The following is a 16,949-nucleotide window of genomic DNA, read 5'->3' as shown; positions in this document are numbered from 1 at the left end:
CCTAGCTTTGCGACAGTATCTCGGACAGCATCCGATATCTCGGAACAGCGTGGTCACCGAAGGGATGTGCGAGGGTGCGACCGTTCCCGCTCGCGGTTTCCGTCGTCCTGGTCGCCCTCGTCGCGACCGGTTGCGGCTCCAATTCCGATTATCTGGCACAACAGCGTGATGCGATCCCCGATGACGCGAGTCAACAGGACGCGGCGGACCTGGCCGCCGAATTGGGCATTCCCGACGTCACGGGTGATTCGGAGGATCTCTACATCTTCCTGCCCAAATCCCTGGACAACCCGTACTGGGACGACGCGAGACTGGGGATGTCCGCCGCTGCGGAACGATTAGGCGTCAGCGCCGAGTTCATCGGCCCGCAGACGACCGACGTCGGTCAGCAGGTGCAGATGTTCGAGGCGGCCGTATCCCGGAGACCTGCGGGAATCGCGATATCCCCCAATGACCCCGCCTCGGTGCAGGCCACCATCTCCGCCGCCCGGGATGCAGGAATTCAGGTGATCGCCTGGGACTCCCCCGTTCCCGACAGCGACGTGCAGGGCTATATCGGCACCGACAACACCCAGGCGGGCCGCACCTTCGGCGAGAACCTCGTCGAAGAACTCGGCGGTGAGGGCGAGGTCGCCGTCATCGTCGGCTCGCTCGGCGCGGTCAACTCCCAACAGCGACTCACCGGTCTCCGCGAGGTGATCGAGGCCGAGCCGGACATGGAGATCGTCGCGATCGAGGAGTCCAACGACAGCCTCGCGCAGGCGACCAGTCGCACCGAGGCCATCCTGTCCGTCCACCCGGACGTCCGAGCGATCATCGGGGTCAACGGCGGCGACGCCCCCGGCGCGGCCGTCGCGCTCCAGCAGCAGAACCGCTGCGGCGAGGTGCTGGTGGCAGGCTTCGACGCCATTCCGCAGTCCCGAGACCTGATGCGGGCCGAGTGCATCCAGCTCCTGGTCTCCCAGCGGCCCTACGGCATGTCGGCCGCAGGCCTGCAGATGCTGGTGGCGATGGCGAACGGCGAGACGCCGGACGAGACCGAACTGGACACCGGCGTCGTCGCGGTCACCCTCGAGACGCTGGACGACTTCGAACAGGTCGTCTCATGACGAGCCCGGCCGTGCGCATGACCGGGGTCGTGAAGACCTATCCGGGCGTGCGAGCCCTGGACGAGGTGGACTTCGAGGTCCGCGCGGGCGAGGTCATGGGCCTGGTCGGCGAGAACGGCGCGGGCAAGTCGACGCTGCTGAAGATCCTCGCCGGTGCGGTGCTCCCCGACGCGGGGACCACCGAGCTGTCCGGCGAGCCGATCCGGATCACCGATCCTCGGGTCTCCAAGGCCAACGGCATCGCCGTCATCCACCAGGAGCTGACCCTGGCCCCTGACCTCTCGGTGGCCGAGAACATCCTGGTGGCGGCCGAGCCGACGCGGCTCGGGTTCCTCGACAAAGCCGAGATGACCAGGCGCAGCACGGCGGCCCTGGCCGAACTGGGCGTCGCGGTCGACCCGTGGGCCGAGGTGAGCACCCTGTCGCTGGCTCGACAGCAGCTCGTCGAGATCGCCAGGGCGCTGGCCGCGAAGGCCCGCATCGTGGTGATGGACGAGCCGACCTCGGCATTGACCGAGGACGAGGTGGACCTGCTGCTCGACGTGGTGCGCAGGCTGCGCGACTCCGGCGTGTCGGTGATCTACGTCAGCCACCGGATGCGGGAGATCTTCGCGGTCTGCGATCGGGTCACCGTGCTGCGGGACGGCAGACACAACGGCGTCCTTGCCGTGGCCGAGACCGACTCGGACGCGCTGGTGACCCGCATGGTGGGCAGGGAGATCACCCGGCTCTACGGCGAACGTTCCGACGCGGCCCGCGACGAGGTGGTCCTGGAGGTGCGCGGACTGCGCAGCGGGACCCGTGTCCACGACGTCTCCTTTCGCGTGCGCGCGGGCGAGATCGTCGCCCTGGCGGGTCTGGTCGGCTCCGGCCGCACGGAGACGGCCAAGGCGGTGTTCGGCGCCGCCCGCTTCGAGGGGGAGATCCGGCTGCGCGGCGCCTCGGTGACCTTCAGACATCCCCGGCAGGCGGTGCGCGCGGGTCTGGGCTATCTGTCGGAGGACCGCGCGTTGTCCGGGCTGTTCCTGGACAAGTCCGTCGGAAACAACATCTCCGTGACGGTCCCGGAGCAGGTGGCGCCGGGCGGGTGGTTCCGAGCGGCGCGCGAGCGACGACTCGGCGAGCGGTTCCGCACCGACCTGCGCATCGCCTGCCCCGACGTCGGGTCGATCACCGGGGCACTCTCCGGCGGGAATCAGCAGAAGGTGGCGCTGGCCAAGTGGCTGGCGGTGAACCCGACCGTGCTGCTGCTCGACGAGCCGACCCGAGGCGTGGACATCGGCGCGAAGGCCGAGATCTACCGCATCATCCGAGGCCTGGCCGCCGAGGGCGTCGCCATCGTGTTGATCTCCAGCGAGCTGACGGAGGTCCTGGGCATGAGCGATCGGATCGTCGTCCTGCACGAGGGACGCTCGGTCGGCGAGCTGGACGCGGCGAGCGCCACCGAGGAGACGGTGGTGGCGCTGGCCACCGGTGTGACCACGGCATCCGCCGGTTGAGGAGGAGTCCATCCATGGTTGAGACGAAGTCCGAGACACCACCGGACCCTCCCGCCCGGGTCGAGCAGGCGGTGACCCCCTCGGCGGCGCCCTTCTGGCAGCGGGCGCTGCGGGCGCGGGAGTCCGGCCTGGTGCTGGTGCTGATCGCGTTACTGGTCCTGTTGGCGGTGCGAACCGACAGCTTCGTGACGCTGGACAACCTCGTGGTGGTGGCCAGGCAGGCCGCTCTCGTGGTGATCATCGCCGTCGGAGTGACCTTCGTGATCGCCACCGGCGGTATCGACCTGTCCGTGGGCTCGGTGGTCGCGCTGACCTCGGTGGCCACCGGATACTGGGTGATCGTCGCGGATCTCCCCTACGTGGTGGCCATCCCGTTCGCGCTGCTCACCGGCCTCGCGTGCGGCGTGCTCAACGGCGTGCTGATCGTGTTGACCAGGGTGCCGCCCTTCATCATCACCCTGGGCATGCTCGGCATCGCCAGAGGACTGGCGCTGGGCCTGACCAGCGGCTCGACCCAGACGGGCTTCGCCCCGCCGTTCCTGGCGCTGGGCCAGGGCTCCTGGCTGGGCATCCCGATCCCGGTGTGGATCGCGGCCGTGGTCGCGGTGGCGGCGCATCTGGTGCTGAGCCGGACCACGCTGGGCCGCCACGTCTACTTCACCGGCTCGAACGAGCCCGCCGCCGTGTTGTCCGGCATCCGCGTCGAACGGGTCAAGCTCTTCGTCTACGCCACGGCGGGCTCGCTGGCTGCGCTGTCGAGCCTGCTGGAGACCGCCCGACTCTCGGTCGCCCAGCCCAGCGCCGGGGTCGGCTACGAGCTGACCGCCATCGGTGCCGTGGTGATCGGTGGCGCGAGCCTCTTCGGCGGGCGAGGCACCATCCTCGGCACCGTGCTCGGTGCGGTGCTGCTCAGCGTCATCACCAACGGCCTGATCGCCCTCCAGGTGAGCGCATACTGGCAGCAGGCGATCCAAGGCGCGGTGATCATCCTCGCGGTGATGCTCAACGAGTACCGCTCCCGGCGGTCGGTGGTGCCCACAGGCTGACCCAAGGCGGGCCCGTTGCCTGGCGGGCCCGCCGCACGGCCGTCCCGCTGCGGTGGGACAACTCTCAACCGATGGCCAGGAACGCACCCGAGGTCAGCGAGGCTCGACTGTGCCCGGCAAGCGCCTCCGCATCCGTGCAGGTCCGGGGCGGTTTACGGCCTGCAGACCCGATCGGGTAGAGTCTCTCTCGGAGGATTGGCCGAGCGGCCTAAGGCGCACGATTGGAAATCGTGTTGGGCTAAAACCCTCACGGGTTCGAATCCCGTATCCTCCGCCCAGACCAGTGGCCCGAGCGTATCCATGCGCTCGGGCCACTGCTGGTTTTCGAGGTTGGCGCCATGGATGCGGGGCAACATCCCGCAGCGGGCCAGCAGACGAATTCCCTTTCCGGGAACATCACCGCGTCGGCATTCGAGGACGGCACGGCACCACACCCGTGCTGGAGAGTTGCGCGGCACACCCACGTGATGACGCCTCGTCTCCGTTCAGGCGGGGACGGTGCCGCCGAGGATGCCGCGACTTCGCGATCCTGAACCGCCTCGCCGACGCCATGTTCATACCGGTCGTACGGTCGATCAGGTACGTGGACACCGCCGCGGTTCGCTCCGCGACGACCTACCGGATCCCCGAGGGAGGCTCGTCGCCGAAGACGGCCGGTGCGACCTTGGTGCCGTCGGTGAAGACGTCATCCATCTCGATGAGGTAGTCGGCGCGCTGGTGTTCCTTGTCCTCCTCGCCAGCGCCACCACGGCCACCAGCACCGCCGCCGCCTGCCACACCGCCGCCCATCCCGCCTGCGCCACCGCCTGCGGGCCCGAAGCCGCCGGGCAGCCGCCCGCCGCCGGAAGACCCACCGGGCCCGAAGCCACCGCCGGGTCCGCCGCTACCAGGCCCGAAACCACCGCCGCTGCCAGGCCCGAAACCTGCGGGGATCCGACCGCCACCGGGTCCGCCGCCAAGACCGCCGAAGCCGCCGGGCCAGCCACCAGGGCCACCCGGGCCGTGACCGCCAACGCCGCCGGGTCCTCGGCCACCGGGGTTGGCTCCGTTGCCGTTGGGGCCGTGCGGCGCACCGAAACCGCTAGGCGGGACAGGGCCGCCGCCGGGCGGACCGAAGTATCCGGGCGGCGGACCAGCGTTCGGCGGCCCGAGCGGCGCACCGATCGGAGAAGGCTGAACCGGACCGGGACTATTGAAGTCAGGCCCGATCGTGGGCGGAGCCGAATAGCCGGGCCCATCGCCCCTGCCACCAGACCCACCGGAGCCGCCGCCGTAATCGCCCCCGCCGTGACTCCCGCCATGGGAGCCGCCCTCGGACCCGCCACCGGGCACGCCGGACCCACCGCCGTCGGTGCCACCACCGGGCAGCGAAGAATCCCCGAACGTCGACGGCATCCCGTCATCAGCCCGACGTAGGCTGGGGTCGGCGATGGTGACACGCGTATTCACAGGGGGATCAAAACCGCGCAATGCGACAAGAGTCGAATTTGTACTGGATTGGTAATGAGTCATCACATCGCGTGCGCGCTGATTTTCTTCATCGTATTTTTTCACTTCATCATTATGGCCATTGAGACCAAAGGTTATGGAATCAATAAATCCTTTTTCGGGCTTCGGCGATCCAATGGGAACGATCGCCTTCGCCACCGCTTGATAGGCAGCTTGCGCCTGGATTGCCATCGCCACCTGGGCCGCCTGATCCCTGGCCTCAATGGCATACACAGCAAGAGGCGAGGAAGAATTCCTGAACTGGTCAGAAGCAGCACCATGATACAGTTCCCGGGAGACAGCCATCGATGATTCGATGTACTCTCCCACTGCCAGGAATCGATCAGCTATGTGATCCCAAGTGCTTTTCATGAGCCCGGGATCTGCGCCATCCGGGTCGGATTTCAGTGCAGCCGAGATCGCCTGAGCATTGGTGTGATCCCAACTATAATGACTTGACTTCGGCTGATAACTCACCATCTCCCCCTTCAAAGACACTCGAGATTAAATCATCTTTACATTAAAGGTTCTCGGCCATTGCAGCGGCAACGCTTGATCCCCACTCGCACGGCTCCAGGTCATCGCGACTGCCAACGTTGGCACTTACCACGATCAGTTGATCATCGTTCACCCCGAAGTAAGTATCGCAACCGAAATTACTTTCAACCCGGCTGGTCATGACCGCTGGGTGCCCGGCAATTTCCGTGGGCTCAAAGACCGCAAAACTGTCTTCTTGGGAATATATTCCAGATAGGTTGAGATCGTGTGTCTCAACGTAGATTGCCACCGTGAGTCCTACGTTGACATCCCCCCACCGACACTCAGGAGATCCAGCCAGCGTTGCACCCTCCTGCCCTGCGGCGGGAAGGTCCAAGTCTGCCGCCTGATCCGATGTCAGAAAATCGCATGGAGCCAAGCCGTCGATATTCTTCGGGCTTGGGACACCTGGAGCCAAAGAAGCTTCCACAGGAAGAGGTGATTCGGTCGACATACTTTCATTGACCTCCACTTCAGTGGGTGAAGCATTGCCTTGTTGCTCTTGTGCACACCCACCAATAGAGACTGTCACCATCGTGATGAAAAATGAGGCAAGGAAACCTCGCGAAGTCCTATTCACCATACATCCTAGAGGTATCGGATTATCACTACCATCAATCCCCCACCTCTGACATTCCTATGGGAACACCAGTAATCGAGTTGAGCTCTTCGATTGTGTGATAGTTCAGGAGCGTTTGCTCCAGGCTGGCAATCTGATCATCAATTGCCTGCAAATACGACTCCACCGCCTGGAACAGTGATCCATTGGCCGGGTCCAATGTCAACGCATGCATCTCGGCCGTGGCATGCCTGCTGACCATGTCAGATCCGCGGAAGCTTATTGCTGCGAGCTGGCCAGCGGCCGTGAGGAGCCGCATAACCTCCCACCGCGCCTCTTTCAGATTCGCCAAAATCTGTGGCGCTCGCTCGAGGTCTATCTCGTAGCCGTCAGACATGAGTGCCGCCCCTCCCCGTCGCGTGCTCGTGAGCGGCCCGTCCCCACGGTCGGCGTCCACGATCTCCGCATCGAAGCTAACAGGCACTCCGTAGCGTGTCTGCCACTGTCTGCAGCCGACGGCCAAGATCACACATCTGGCGCAGTCGGGCGACCCGGTGCCTGCGTATGACCAGTTGGCCGTTGCGCAGGCAACCGCCCGTGCACGAGTTACGGCTGCTCTCGGCACCTGCGAACGTCGGTGTCGGCACTCGCCATGCTCCCCGCAGCGAACTGGACACGCTCGAGCCCCGGAGAAGCTGGTGAAAAGTACGAGAGGCCCCCGTCGCCGGAGGCCTCTCCTGAGTGTTCAGCATCGGGGAGGTGAACCCCGGCCCGCCTTATCCGATCGAGATGCCGAACACCTCCAACGCCGAGTACACCCCCAGGGTCATGATTGCGATACTGCTCACCACCAGCGCCCCGGTGATGAACGGATTGGGCCGGAACCGCTTGTCCGGTTCCTTGGCCCGCAGATACCACACACCGATGACCACGGCGACCAGGAAGATGCCGGACCCGATGCCACCGATCTGCACCATCAGCACCGGTGACTGGACGAACAGGTAGAACGACGCCCACAGCGGCGGGAAGCAGAAGGTGAGCAGCCGAATCGTCTTGCGGCGCACCTCGGGGTTCTTCCAGTCCAGGACTCCGATGATGCCCAGGGTGTTGGTCCAGAGCCTCGGGACGCTGGCCGTCGAGCCGATGTTGGTCGAGAACAGCACGGCGATCGTCCCGAGCAGGAACACGATCTCCGCCCAGCCGCCGATGGTGTCGGTGTACATCCGCGACAGGGTGGTGATCATCTCGTTGCCCTCGGGCACGAGGCCCTGCGGATGCAGCACGGACGCGCCGATGATGTAGAAGGCCACCGTGCAGACGGTGCAGACCAGCCAGGACACCGCGACGTCCAACCGCATCACCTTGAGCCAGCCCTCGGCCCGTCGATCCCGCTCGGGGGTGCCGTCGGCAGGCCCGGTCCAGCGGGCGTAGCCCTTCTCCATGCACCAGTAGGTGTAGGTGGTCATCTCGTCGGCGCCGACGCCGGTGGAGCCGAACATCGCGACGGCCAGCCCCAGTGCCCCCACGGGCACGGCCAGTTCCAACCCGCCCGCGATGTCGCCCATGTTCCAGCCGAACTCGGTGAAGGGCAGGGCCACGGCGAGCCCGACGGTGATCATCGTGAACATCGCCACCGCGATCACCGAGGCGGTCTCGACGATGGAGTACTTGCTGCTCTGGAGGATCGCGATCGTGACCACCACGATCACCACGCACCAGACCGTGGTGGACTCCCGGCTCAACGGCTCGCCGACGATCGGCAACAGGATCGAGCAGGCCGCCGCCGTCCCGCCGATGATCCCGCCGCGCTGGAACATCTTGGCGAAGTCCATGCCGATCCACAGATAGTTGATCCAGCTGCCTCGCCGAGTCCGGGGCGCGACGTCGCTGAACGCCTCCAGCGCAGGCCGTCCGTATAAGACGGTCAGTCGCCCGAGTTCCATCTGCACCCAGACCTTCACCGTCGTGGCGACGATGATCAGCCACATCAAGGCGAAGCCCGCCCGGGCACCGAGCGAGGTGGTGAGGATCAGCTCGCCGGAGCCGACCACCGCCGCCGAGAGGATCATCCCCGGCCCGAGATACCGCAGCCGACCCCGGAAGGTGGTGGGCGGCTCCTGCACGTCTTCGGCACGCAGCGCGTAGAGATCGCGCTGCTCCGGTCCGGCCGTCGTACTGGTCATCAGGAGAATTCCACTGTCTCGACGGTGTTCGCCTCGATGAGGTCCCAGTCGTAGGTCACGCCGAGTCCGTTGCCCTCGGGCACCGGCACACAGCCCTCGGAGTCGATGGCGGTGAGTCCGTCGCGGTAGTCGTCGGCGTAGACGAGCTGGCTGCGGCCGATCTCGCTCGACTTCGGGTGGACGAAGGACATCTCGTAGTAGTTGGTGTTGCGCAGCGAGGCCATCAGCTGCCGCTGTGCCGGGCCGGGGGTGTGCAGCTCGACGTCCAGTCCGAGCCCCTCGGTGGCGTGCGCGATCTTCACCGCTCCGGTGATGCCGCCGTCGTACTCGGCGTCGGCCCGCACGAAGTCGGTTCCGCCGCCGACGACGAAGTCGACGTGCTGCTCCAGTCCCCGCACGTGCTCGGTCTGCAGCAGCGGGGTGCGGATCAGCTCACGGAGCCGCTTGTGACCGAAGATCGAGATGCCGGTGTCCTTGTACGGGTCCTCCAGCCACAGGAAGTTCGCCTCGTCGCAGGCGCGGCCGACCTGGACCGCGTGCGCGAAGGTCTCCAGCTTGCAGCCGGGGTCCAGCATCAGGTCCATCTCGGGACCGACCGCCTCGCGGACCTTCGTGATGGTCCGGACGACCTCGGCGACCTCGTACTCGTCCCACACGTGCAGCTTGTAGGCCCGGTAGCCGAGGTCCTTGCAGGCCACCGCGAAGTCCGCATAGGCCTCGGGGCTGTCCAGTCCCCCGTTGCGGTCGCCCGCAGCGGTCGAGGCGTAGGCGGGCAGCCGGGTCTTCCAGCCGCCGAGCAGCGTGCGGATCGAGGCATCGTGCGCGTGTCCGGCGAGATCCCAGAGCGCGATGTCGACGAAGCCCATGCCCATCTTGTCGAACTTGCGGAGCTGCCGTTTGACGTCGTTGTAGATCAGCTCGCGCTGCAACGGGTTCTTGCCGATCAGGTAGTCGCCGAACATGCGCACCTGCGCGGCGGCGATCGCGTTGCCGCCGACGTAGCCGCCGGTCACGCCTTCATCGGTGTAGATGCGGATGGCGTAGGCGCTGGTCGGCTTGCGGCTGCCCGGCTCGTACACCAGGGAGAAGCCGGTCGGGTGCTTGGCGAAGTCGACCATGTCGAACTTGGCCTTGTCGATCCTGATGCGCTCGATCTTCATGCTGGTCCTCTTCGGTGTTCTGGCCTTCTAGAAGGCGGAATGACGCGGCTCGCCGCCGCCGAGCACGCTCAGCACGCCTTCGACCACGGCGATGCCCATCGCCTTGTTGGCCTCCCGGCTGCACGCTCCGATATGCGCGGTGAGCACCACGTTCGGCGCCGTCGACAACGGGCTGTCGCCGATCGGCTCGACGGCGAAGGCGTCGAAGCCTGCGCCTGCCAGGTGCCCGCTGTGCAGCAGCTCCGCCGCCGCCGCCTCGTCGACGAGTCCGCCTCGGGCCGCGTTGAGCAGGATCGCGCCGGGCCGCATCGACTCCAGCCGGGTGCGATCGAGCAGCGGGCCGGAGCCGGGCACGGCGGGCAGATGCAGGCTGACCACGTCGTTGTCGATCGCGGCGTCGAGGTCGACCGAGGTGACGTCGCCGAAGCCGTCGGCGGGCACGAAGGGGTCGTGTGCCACGACGGTCATCCCGAAGGCGGCGGCGTAACCGGCCATCAGCCTGCCGATCCGGCCGAATCCGACGACGCCGAGGCTGCGGCCCGCCAGTTCGACGCCGAAGGTCTTCGGCCAGCCGCCCGCCCGGACCGCTCGGTCGTTCGCCGAGATCCCGCGCGCGACGTCCAGCAGCAGGCCGAAGGTCAGCTCGGCGACGGCCCGCGAGTTGCTGCCGGGCGCGTAGACCACCCGTACACCGTGGTCGCGGGCGGCGTCGAGGTCGATGTTGTCGTAGCCGACGCCGTGTTTCGCGACGACCTTCAGCCGGGGCGCGGCCTCGAACACCGCCCGGTCGATCGGGTCCAGCCCGACGATCAACGCCTCGGCCGCAGGCACTCGATCCAGCAGGTCGGCGCGGGGCAGCGGCCCGTCGTCGCGAGGACGCTCGGCGTGGACTCCGGCGTCGCGCAGCAGGTCCCACGGCGTCGAGGAGTAGCGGCCGAAGGTCGGGGTGGTGATCAGGGTCAGGCTCATCGTGTCTCCTGCCAGCCCGGCCAGTCCGGTTCGATGCGGACGTGCCGGATGGACGAGCGGTGCCGGGTGTAGGCGACGTGCACCCGACCCCGCGCGTCCTGAACGATCGAGGGGTAGGACAGCTCGCGGTTGAGCCCGTCGCGGGAGTTGTTGGTCAGGCAGGTGCCCTCGCCCTGGGCCAGGTCCGGATGCCGCTGCCAGCTGCGTCCGTCGTCGGCCGAGGTGGCCAGCGCGATCGGCGCCCGGGGTGCGCCCCAGAAGGCCTGTCGATCCTCGGCCTGCCCGGAGGTGTCCCGGTCGACGGCCACGGCGGGCCGTTCCCGACCGCCCAGCGCGCCGTGCTCGTCGACCTCGTCGTAGAGGCCCGCGCGACGATGGCTGGCGTCGGCCGCGCTGCTCGCGTTGTAGACCAGCGCGAGCCTGCCGTCGCGGAGCCGGGTCGCCTGCACCGAGGAGTTGTTGTTGGGCAGTGCCGTCGGCACGGGCTTGGTCCAGCGCACTCCGTCCGGCGAGGTGCTGGCGTGGATCGCGTCGGCGAAGCGACTCCGATAGAGCGCGAGGTAGCCGTCCTCGGCGGGCAGCACGTTCATGTGCACCGCGCCTCGGCTGCCGGGGATGTCGTGTCGGCTCCAACTCGTCCCGCCGTCGGTGCTGGCGTAGACCGCGCTGGTGTCCTCGCCACCGGACCAGGTCCCGGTCGCGGGCGCCCGACAGGAGAAGGACGGCAGCAGCCAGGTGCCCTCGGCGGTGACCTGCACGGGCTGGCGGATGAACACGCCGCCGACCTCGTCGGCGGGCAGCAGGACACGCGGTTCGTCCCAGCTGCGACCGCTGTCGGTGGACCGGCGGACGCGTACCTCGGCCGTGTCCTGCCTGCCTGCGTGCTGCGCGGTCCAGAACAGCCAGAGGCTGTCGTCCGGCGCGTGGAAGAGCAACGGGTTCTGCTCGGAGCGCTCCGGGTCGTCGGTCAACGCGACCGGGTCGGACCACGTCGTGCCGTCCTGGGCCAGCCGGGCGAACCAGATCCGGATGTCGTGCACGCCCTCCTGCGTGCCGCCGAACCAGACGCAGCCGAGGTCGCCGTCGGGCAGCACGGCGAGGTTCGCCGCATGGGACTGCGCGACCGGGGCGACGAGGCCTGCCTCCGCCAGCCCCGGCCCCGTCTCGCGCAGGGTGCTCACTGCTCGCCTCGCGCGGCGCTCAGGTGGGCCTTCGCCGCCTGCTCCAGGTGCACGAGGTCGCAGGCCACCGAGGCGAAGGTGTAGCCCTGGGCAAGTCGACGCCGGGCGACCTCGCCGCCGGGAGTGTGGATGCCCGCGGCGATCCCGGCGGCTGCGGCGGCCTCGGCGATCCTGGTGACGGCCTCCTCGAAGGGACCGTCGACGGCCGGGTCGGTCGAGGTGGCGCCGCCGACCGCGAGTCGAAGGTCGGACGGGCCGACGTAGACGCCGTCCAGGCCCGGCGTCGCGCAGATCTCCGCGACGTTGGCCAGGCCCTCCGGCGTCTCGATCATCGCCAGGACCAGCGTGGCCTCGTCCGAGACGGCGGGCGTCGGGCCGACGCGGAGCTGAGCCCGCATCGGGCCGTAGGACCGGCGCCCGTGCGGCGGGTAACGGGTGGAGCGCACGGCGGCCGCCGCATCCTCGGCCGTGTCGATCAGCGGGACGATGACGCCGGTGGCACCCGCGTCGAGCACCCGGCCGATGGCGAAGGGATCGTTCTGCTCGACCCGCACCATCGCGGCGGAGGTCGCGCCCGCGTCGATGGCGAGCATCGCGTTGCGGATGCCCTCGTACCCGACCAGGCCGTGCTGGGCGTCGACGGCCACGTAGTCGTAGCCGAGTCGGGCGAGCCGCTCGGTGGCGATCGGATCGTCCAGCACGACCCAGTAGCCGACGGCCTGCTCCCGACCTCGGATGCGGCGGGCGAAGTCGAGTGCGCTCATGGAAGTGGGGCTCCTGTTCGTTCTCAGCGGTTGTAGGCGGGCATGGGTCCACGCAGCCGGGCACCGACCTCGTCGCAGGCGGCGACGACGTCGTCGGGCAGCGGGCCTCGGCCCAGCGCGTCGATGTTCGAGGTGAGGTGGTCGAGCCGGGAGGCGCCGAGCAGGACGGCGTCGACGACCGGGCGAGACAGCAGCCAGCGCAGGGCGAGCTCGGTGAGCGGCAGACCGGCCTGGTCCGCGATCGCGGTCAGCGCGTCGACCGCCTCGAAGAGCTGGGCATCCCAGTAGCGCTGCCGGTACATCCCGGCCAGCACGGAGTCGCCGAACCGCCCGCTGCCGGGGGTGCTCTCGAAGCGGTGTCGTCCGGTGAGCAGGCCGCCGCCGAGCGGGTTGTAGACCACGGTGTCCAGCCCGGTCGCGGCGGCCATCGCGGCGTACTCCTCGTCGATCCGCCTGGCCAGCAGGTTGTAGAGCTGCTGGGCGATGACGGGGCCGGGCGTGCCGAGCTGGTCGGCGACCCGGTTCAGTTCGACGATCTGCCACGCCGCGAAGTTCGACACGCCGAGGCTGCGGATCTTGCCCTCCTCGACCAGCTTCGCGACGGCCCGCATGGTGTCCTCCACCCGGGCGGCGGCGTCCGGCTGGTGCAGGTAGAAGAGGTCGATGTGGTCGACGCCGAGCCTGCGCAGGCTCCCCTCGACGCTCGCCCGCAGACCGGCAGGCGACAGCGGCGAGTGATCTCCTGCGTCCGGATGCGGCATGCCCGCCTTCGTGGCCAGCGTGATCCGGTCGCGGCGCGCGGCGATCAGCGGCGCGAGCAGCTCCTCGGTGGTGCCCTTGGCGTAGCCGTTCGCGGTGTCGACGTCGGTGATCCCGGCGTCGAGCGCAGCGTCGAGCAGCCGCTGGGCGTCCGTCGCCGAGACGGTGTCCCCGAACGTCATCGTCCCCAGGACCAGCCTGGGTGTGCCGATGGTCATGCGATCCTCTCCTCTTCGGAGCCGCCCGCGCGGATCGCGGCCAGCAGGTGTCGTGGTTTGCGACCGGTGATCGCCGCCGGATCAAGTGCCGCGTCGCGCAGCACGCGGGTGTACTCGGCGGCGGGCGCGGTGAGCACCTGATGCGTCGGGCCGTGCTCGACGACCTGTCCCCGGCGCATCACCAGCACCTCGTCGCTCAGCTCGCGCACCACGCCGAGGTTGTGCGAGATCACCACGTAGGCCACGCCGGTCTCGGCCTGGATGTCCTGGAGCAGCCGAAGGACCTGGGCCTGCACGGAGACGTCCAGCGCACTGGTGGCCTCGTCGCAGACCAGGACGTCGGGACGGCAGGCCAGGGCCCTGGCGATGCCGATCCGCTGCCGCTGGCCGCCGGAGAACTCGCCGGGCCGCCGCCCGAGCGCCTTCGCTGGCAGCTCGACGCGCGCCAGCAGCTCGGCCGCCGCGCGTCGACGCTCCGAGGCGTTGCGGACGCCGCGCAGCTTCAACGGCTCGCCGACGATGTCGCCTGCGTCCAAGTGCGGATCGAGCGAGGCGTACGGGTCCTGGAAGATCATCTGCACCCTGGCCCGCATCGGCCGCAGCCTGCGTTCGGACAGCTGCGTGATGTCGACGCCGTCCAGCAGGATGCGGCCGGCGGTGGGCCGTTGCAGGCGGACGATGCTGCGCGCGATGGTGCTCTTGCCGCAGCCGGACTCGCCGACGACGCCCACCGTGCGGCCCCGGTGCAGGTCGAATCCGACGTCCGAGACCGCGCGGATCGCGCCGCCCGTGCCGGGGAACTCCACGACGAGGTTCTGCACGGACAGGATCGGGGTCTCGCTCATGCCCGTTCCTCCTTCGCGACGAGCCGAGGCACCGAGGCCAGCAGTTCCCTGGTGTAGGGATGGCTCGGGGCGTCCACCACCTGTTCGACCTCTCCGCTCTCCACGAACCGACCCGCCCGCATCACGTGCACCCGGTCGGAGACCAGGCGGGCCACGCCGATGTCGTGGGTGATCATCAGGATCGCCACGCCGGTCCGCTCCTGGAGTTCCATCAGCACCTCGAGCACGCCCGCCTGCACGGTGACGTCCAGGGCGCTGGTCGGCTCGTCGGCGACGAGCAGCTCCGGCTCGCCGGTGAGCGCGCAGGCGATCAGCACTCGCTGTTGGAGACCGCCGGAGAGCTGGTGCGGATAGCGGTCGAGCAGCCACGCGGGATCGGGGACGCGCACGCGGTCCAGCAGCGTCGCGGCCTGGTCCCGACCCGCCCGGCGGCTGGTGCCCGGGTTGTGGAGTCGCACCAGTTCGGTCAGCCTGCGGCCGATCGTCTCCACCGGGCTCAGTGCGGTCATCGGGTCCTGCGGGATCAGCCCGACGACCCGGCCTCGGAGTGCGGCGATCGACGCGGGATCGGCCACGACGTCATGGCCTGCCAGCAGCGCCCTGCCGGAGAGCACGGCCAGCTCCGCAGGCAGCAGCCGCAGCAGGCCCATCGCCGTGGTCGACTTCCCGGAGCCGGACTCGCCGATCAGCGTCACGGTCTCGCCTGCGTCGATGTGCAGTGAGATCCCGTCGACCGCGCGCACCACCCCGTGCGCGGTGACCAGTTCGATCTGAAGGTCTTCGATCTCCACGAGCCTGCTCATGTCGTGGCTCCCTTCTTCGCGCGCGGGCGGTCGCGGAGCCCGTCGCCGAGCAGGTTCACGCCGACCACGAGCAGCACGATCATCAGACCGGGCAGTGTCACCAGCCACCACGACGTGGTGACGTAGTCCTGTCCGTCGGAGATCAGCCGACCCCAGGTGGCGTACGGGCGCTCCGGCCCGGCGCCCAGGTAGCTCAGTGCGCTCTCCAAGAGCACCGCCTGCGCCAGCAGTAGCAGCACGACGAGGCTGGTCTGCCGGATGACGTTCGGCACGAGGTGCCGGAACAGCACGCCGGAGTGCGTCAGTCCGAGGGTGCGGGCGGCGTCCACGTACGGCTTCTCACGTTCGACCATCACCATCGAACGGGTCAGCCTCGCCACCTCCGGCCACTGGGCGATCGCGATGACGGCCGTGATCACCGGGATCGACGGACCGAACAGGGCCACCACGAGCAGCAGCATCATCAGCAGCGGCAACGACATCTGCGCTTCGAGCAGCCGGGAGACGACCGCGTCGACCCAGCCGCCGAAGTAGCCTGCCGCCGCCCCGGCGACGAGGCCGATCAGGCCGGAGACGACCACGGCGAGGACGCCGATGAGGACGGAGACCTGGCCGCCGTCGAGGACTCTGGCCAGCAGGTCCCTGCCGAGCTGGTCGGTGCCGAACAGATGCCCGTCGGTCAGCGGCGGCAGGCGGCGGCTGCCGAGGTCCTGCTCGTTGGCATCCGGCAGCGGCAGCAGGTCGGCCAGCAGGATCGGCAGCACGACGAGCGCGGTGAGCACGGCGCCGATACGGATCTTGGCCTTGGCGGTGCGCGCGCGGCGGGCGACGCCCGCGTCGCGCAGTTGTCGGGCGGTCACCCGGCTCGGCCGGGTCTCAGGTGAGGTCGTGGTCATCGCGCCGTGGCCTTTCCGAGCCGAACCCGCGGGTCGAGCAGCGGGTACACCAGGTCGATGAGGAGCTGGACGAGGATCGCGAGCGCGGCGGTGACCAGCACCGTCGCCTGGATCAGCGGATAGTCGCGCGTCTCCAACGCCCGCACGACGAGCGAGCCGACACCGGGCCAGGCGAACACGACCTCCACCACGACCACGCCGTTGAGCATCGCGGCGAATCGGGTGCCCAGCGCGGTGAGCACCGGGATGATCGAGTTGCCCAGCGCGTAGCCCCAGACGAGCCGACGCTCGCCGAAGCCGTGTGCGCGGGCCACCGTCAGATAGGGCGAGGTCAGGTTGGTCACCATCTCGCGACGAACCAGCCGGGAGATCAACGCGATCTGCAGCAGCGCGACGGTGACCGCGGGCAGCACCAGCCCGCCCCAGGTGGTGAAGCCGGACGACGGCAGCACCGGGATCAGGACGGAGAAGACGGTGAGCAGCATGATGCCGCTCCAGAACTCCGGCATGGACTGGGCCGCGACGGTGGCGATGTTCGCGCCGGTCTCCCGCGTGGTGTCGGCTCGGCTCGCCATCCAGATGCCCAGTGGCAGCGCGATGAGCGCGGTCAACAGGATCGCCGCCAGGGCCAGCGTGATCGTGTAGGGCACCCGGTCGAGCACGACCTCGAAGGCGGGCGCGCGGAACGAGTACGAGGTGCCCAGGTCCCCGGTGAACAACTGACCGAGGAAGGTCAGGTACTGGGAGGGGATGGAGCCGTCGAGGCCGAGTTGGGTGCGGATCTCGGCCAGGTCCTCCGTGGTGGCGTTCGGCGCGGCGAAGGCCGTCGCCGGGTCGCCGGGCGCCATCCGGATCAGCACGAAGACGGTGGAGACGGTGAGCATGACGACCAGGACGCTCTGGCCGAGTCGGGTCAGGACGTATCGGATCACC

16 protein-coding genes and 1 tRNA gene are annotated in these 16,949 nt (G+C 68.6%); 4 read left to right on the top strand and 13 right to left on the bottom strand.

Annotated features, from left to right (window positions below):
* The first annotated feature begins 74 nt into the window (after positions 1–74).
* From UA74_RS00985 to UA74_RS00970, 4 genes are all read left to right on the top strand, one after another.
* A complete protein-coding gene (locus tag UA74_RS00985) occupies positions 75–1,109 on the top strand; it encodes a sugar-binding protein (protein WP_075738060.1) in 1,035 nt (344 codons plus the stop codon).
* Positions 1,106–2,608: a sugar ABC transporter ATP-binding protein gene (locus UA74_RS00980; protein ID WP_075738058.1), complete on the top strand. Its 1,503-nt coding sequence runs from the start codon at positions 1,106–1,108 to the stop codon at positions 2,606–2,608. Before UA74_RS00985 ends, UA74_RS00980 begins: the two co-directional genes overlap by 4 nt.
* Positions 2,609–2,622: 14 nt before the next feature.
* A complete protein-coding gene (locus UA74_RS00975; RefSeq protein WP_083682828.1) occupies positions 2,623–3,654 on the top strand; it encodes an ABC transporter permease in 1,032 nt (343 codons plus the stop codon).
* Positions 3,655–3,843: 189 nt separating this feature from the next.
* Positions 3,844–3,928, top strand: a tRNA-Ser gene (locus UA74_RS00970).
* A gap of 341 nt (positions 3,929–4,269) precedes the next feature.
* Here the strand turns inward: UA74_RS00970 and UA74_RS34095 are convergent.
* From UA74_RS34095 to UA74_RS00910, 13 genes are all read right to left on the bottom strand, one after another.
* Positions 4,270–5,622 (bottom strand): hypothetical protein, encoded by a 1,353-nt coding sequence (locus UA74_RS34095; protein WP_157442134.1) that lies wholly within the window; start codon positions 5,620–5,622, stop codon positions 4,270–4,272.
* Between the two features lie 40 nt (positions 5,623–5,662).
* Positions 5,663–6,214 (bottom strand): DUF3558 domain-containing protein, encoded by a 552-nt coding sequence (locus tag UA74_RS00965; protein WP_198042895.1) that lies wholly within the window; start codon positions 6,212–6,214, stop codon positions 5,663–5,665.
* Between the two features lie 79 nt (positions 6,215–6,293).
* Positions 6,294–6,635: a hypothetical protein gene (locus UA74_RS00960; RefSeq protein WP_157433925.1), complete on the bottom strand. Its 342-nt coding sequence runs from the start codon at positions 6,633–6,635 to the stop codon at positions 6,294–6,296.
* Between the two features lie 379 nt (positions 6,636–7,014).
* The gene (locus tag UA74_RS00955) at positions 7,015–8,421 is read right to left on the bottom strand and encodes an Nramp family divalent metal transporter (protein WP_075763698.1); all 1,407 of its coding nucleotides are present in this window, start codon (positions 8,419–8,421) and stop codon (positions 7,015–7,017) included.
* Complete coding sequence (locus UA74_RS00950; protein ID WP_075738050.1) at positions 8,421–9,581, bottom strand: enolase C-terminal domain-like protein; 1,161 nt, start codon at positions 9,579–9,581, stop codon at positions 8,421–8,423. Before UA74_RS00950 ends, UA74_RS00955 begins: the two co-directional genes overlap by 1 nt.
* 27 nt (positions 9,582–9,608) lie before the next feature.
* On the bottom strand, positions 9,609–10,550 hold the full coding sequence (locus tag UA74_RS00945; RefSeq protein ID WP_075738048.1) for a phosphoglycerate dehydrogenase: 942 nt from the start codon (positions 10,548–10,550) through the stop codon (positions 9,609–9,611).
* A complete protein-coding gene (locus tag UA74_RS00940; RefSeq protein WP_075763696.1) occupies positions 10,547–11,731 on the bottom strand; it encodes a sialidase family protein in 1,185 nt (394 codons plus the stop codon). The genes UA74_RS00945 and UA74_RS00940 overlap by 4 nt, the downstream gene beginning before the upstream one ends.
* The gene (locus UA74_RS00935) at positions 11,728–12,495 is read right to left on the bottom strand and encodes an HpcH/HpaI aldolase family protein (protein ID WP_075738044.1); all 768 of its coding nucleotides are present in this window, start codon (positions 12,493–12,495) and stop codon (positions 11,728–11,730) included. Before UA74_RS00935 ends, UA74_RS00940 begins: the two co-directional genes overlap by 4 nt.
* A 23-nt stretch (positions 12,496–12,518) precedes the next feature.
* The gene (locus tag UA74_RS00930) at positions 12,519–13,472 is read right to left on the bottom strand and encodes an aldo/keto reductase (protein ID WP_075763694.1); all 954 of its coding nucleotides are present in this window, start codon (positions 13,470–13,472) and stop codon (positions 12,519–12,521) included.
* Complete coding sequence (locus UA74_RS33240; RefSeq protein ID WP_075738040.1) at positions 13,469–14,317, bottom strand: ATP-binding cassette domain-containing protein; 849 nt, start codon at positions 14,315–14,317, stop codon at positions 13,469–13,471. Before UA74_RS33240 ends, UA74_RS00930 begins: the two co-directional genes overlap by 4 nt.
* A complete protein-coding gene (locus UA74_RS33235) occupies positions 14,314–15,120 on the bottom strand; it encodes an ABC transporter ATP-binding protein (RefSeq protein ID WP_075738038.1) in 807 nt (268 codons plus the stop codon). Before UA74_RS33235 ends, UA74_RS33240 begins: the two co-directional genes overlap by 4 nt.
* A complete protein-coding gene (locus UA74_RS00915) occupies positions 15,117–16,016 on the bottom strand; it encodes an ABC transporter permease (protein ID WP_075738036.1) in 900 nt (299 codons plus the stop codon). The genes UA74_RS33235 and UA74_RS00915 overlap by 4 nt, the downstream gene beginning before the upstream one ends.
* On the bottom strand, positions 16,013–16,948 hold the full coding sequence (locus UA74_RS00910; protein WP_157433924.1) for an ABC transporter permease: 936 nt from the start codon (positions 16,946–16,948) through the stop codon (positions 16,013–16,015). The genes UA74_RS00915 and UA74_RS00910 overlap by 4 nt, the downstream gene beginning before the upstream one ends.
* Position 16,949 lies beyond the last annotated feature (1 nt).

Origin of the sequence: Actinoalloteichus fjordicus, from assembly GCF_001941625.1 — a bacterium.
GTDB lineage: Bacteria > Actinomycetota > Actinomycetes > Mycobacteriales > Pseudonocardiaceae > Actinoalloteichus_A > Actinoalloteichus_A fjordicus.
This window is presented reverse-complemented; position numbering and strand designations above follow the sequence as displayed.

Coding starts and splice junctions, on each gene's coding strand:
- UA74_RS00945 (WP_075738048.1), bottom strand. CDS start 10,550: ATGAGCCTGACCCTGATCACCACCCCGACCTTCGGCCGCTACTCCTCG.
- UA74_RS00955 (WP_075763698.1), bottom strand. CDS start 8,421: ATGACCAGTACGACGGCCGGACCGGAGCAGCGCGATCTCTACGCGCTG.
- UA74_RS00960 (WP_157433925.1), bottom strand. CDS start 6,635: ATGTCTGACGGCTACGAGATAGACCTCGAGCGAGCGCCACAGATTTTG.
- UA74_RS00950 (WP_075738050.1), bottom strand. CDS start 9,581: ATGAAGATCGAGCGCATCAGGATCGACAAGGCCAAGTTCGACATGGTC.
- UA74_RS00930 (WP_075763694.1), bottom strand. CDS start 13,472: ATGACCATCGGCACACCCAGGCTGGTCCTGGGGACGATGACGTTCGGG.
- UA74_RS00915 (WP_075738036.1), bottom strand. CDS start 16,016: ATGACCACGACCTCACCTGAGACCCGGCCGAGCCGGGTGACCGCCCGA.
- UA74_RS34095 (WP_157442134.1), bottom strand. CDS start 5,622: ATGGTGAGTTATCAGCCGAAGTCAAGTCATTATAGTTGGGATCACACC.
- UA74_RS00975 (WP_083682828.1), top strand. CDS start 2,623: ATGGTTGAGACGAAGTCCGAGACACCACCGGACCCTCCCGCCCGGGTC.
- UA74_RS33240 (WP_075738040.1), bottom strand. CDS start 14,317: ATGAGCGAGACCCCGATCCTGTCCGTGCAGAACCTCGTCGTGGAGTTC.
- UA74_RS00965 (WP_198042895.1), bottom strand. CDS start 6,214: ATGGTGACAGTCTCTATTGGTGGGTGTGCACAAGAGCAACAAGGCAAT.
- UA74_RS00935 (WP_075738044.1), bottom strand. CDS start 12,495: ATGAGCGCACTCGACTTCGCCCGCCGCATCCGAGGTCGGGAGCAGGCC.
- UA74_RS33235 (WP_075738038.1), bottom strand. CDS start 15,120: ATGAGCAGGCTCGTGGAGATCGAAGACCTTCAGATCGAACTGGTCACC.
- UA74_RS00980 (WP_075738058.1), top strand. CDS start 1,106: ATGACGAGCCCGGCCGTGCGCATGACCGGGGTCGTGAAGACCTATCCG.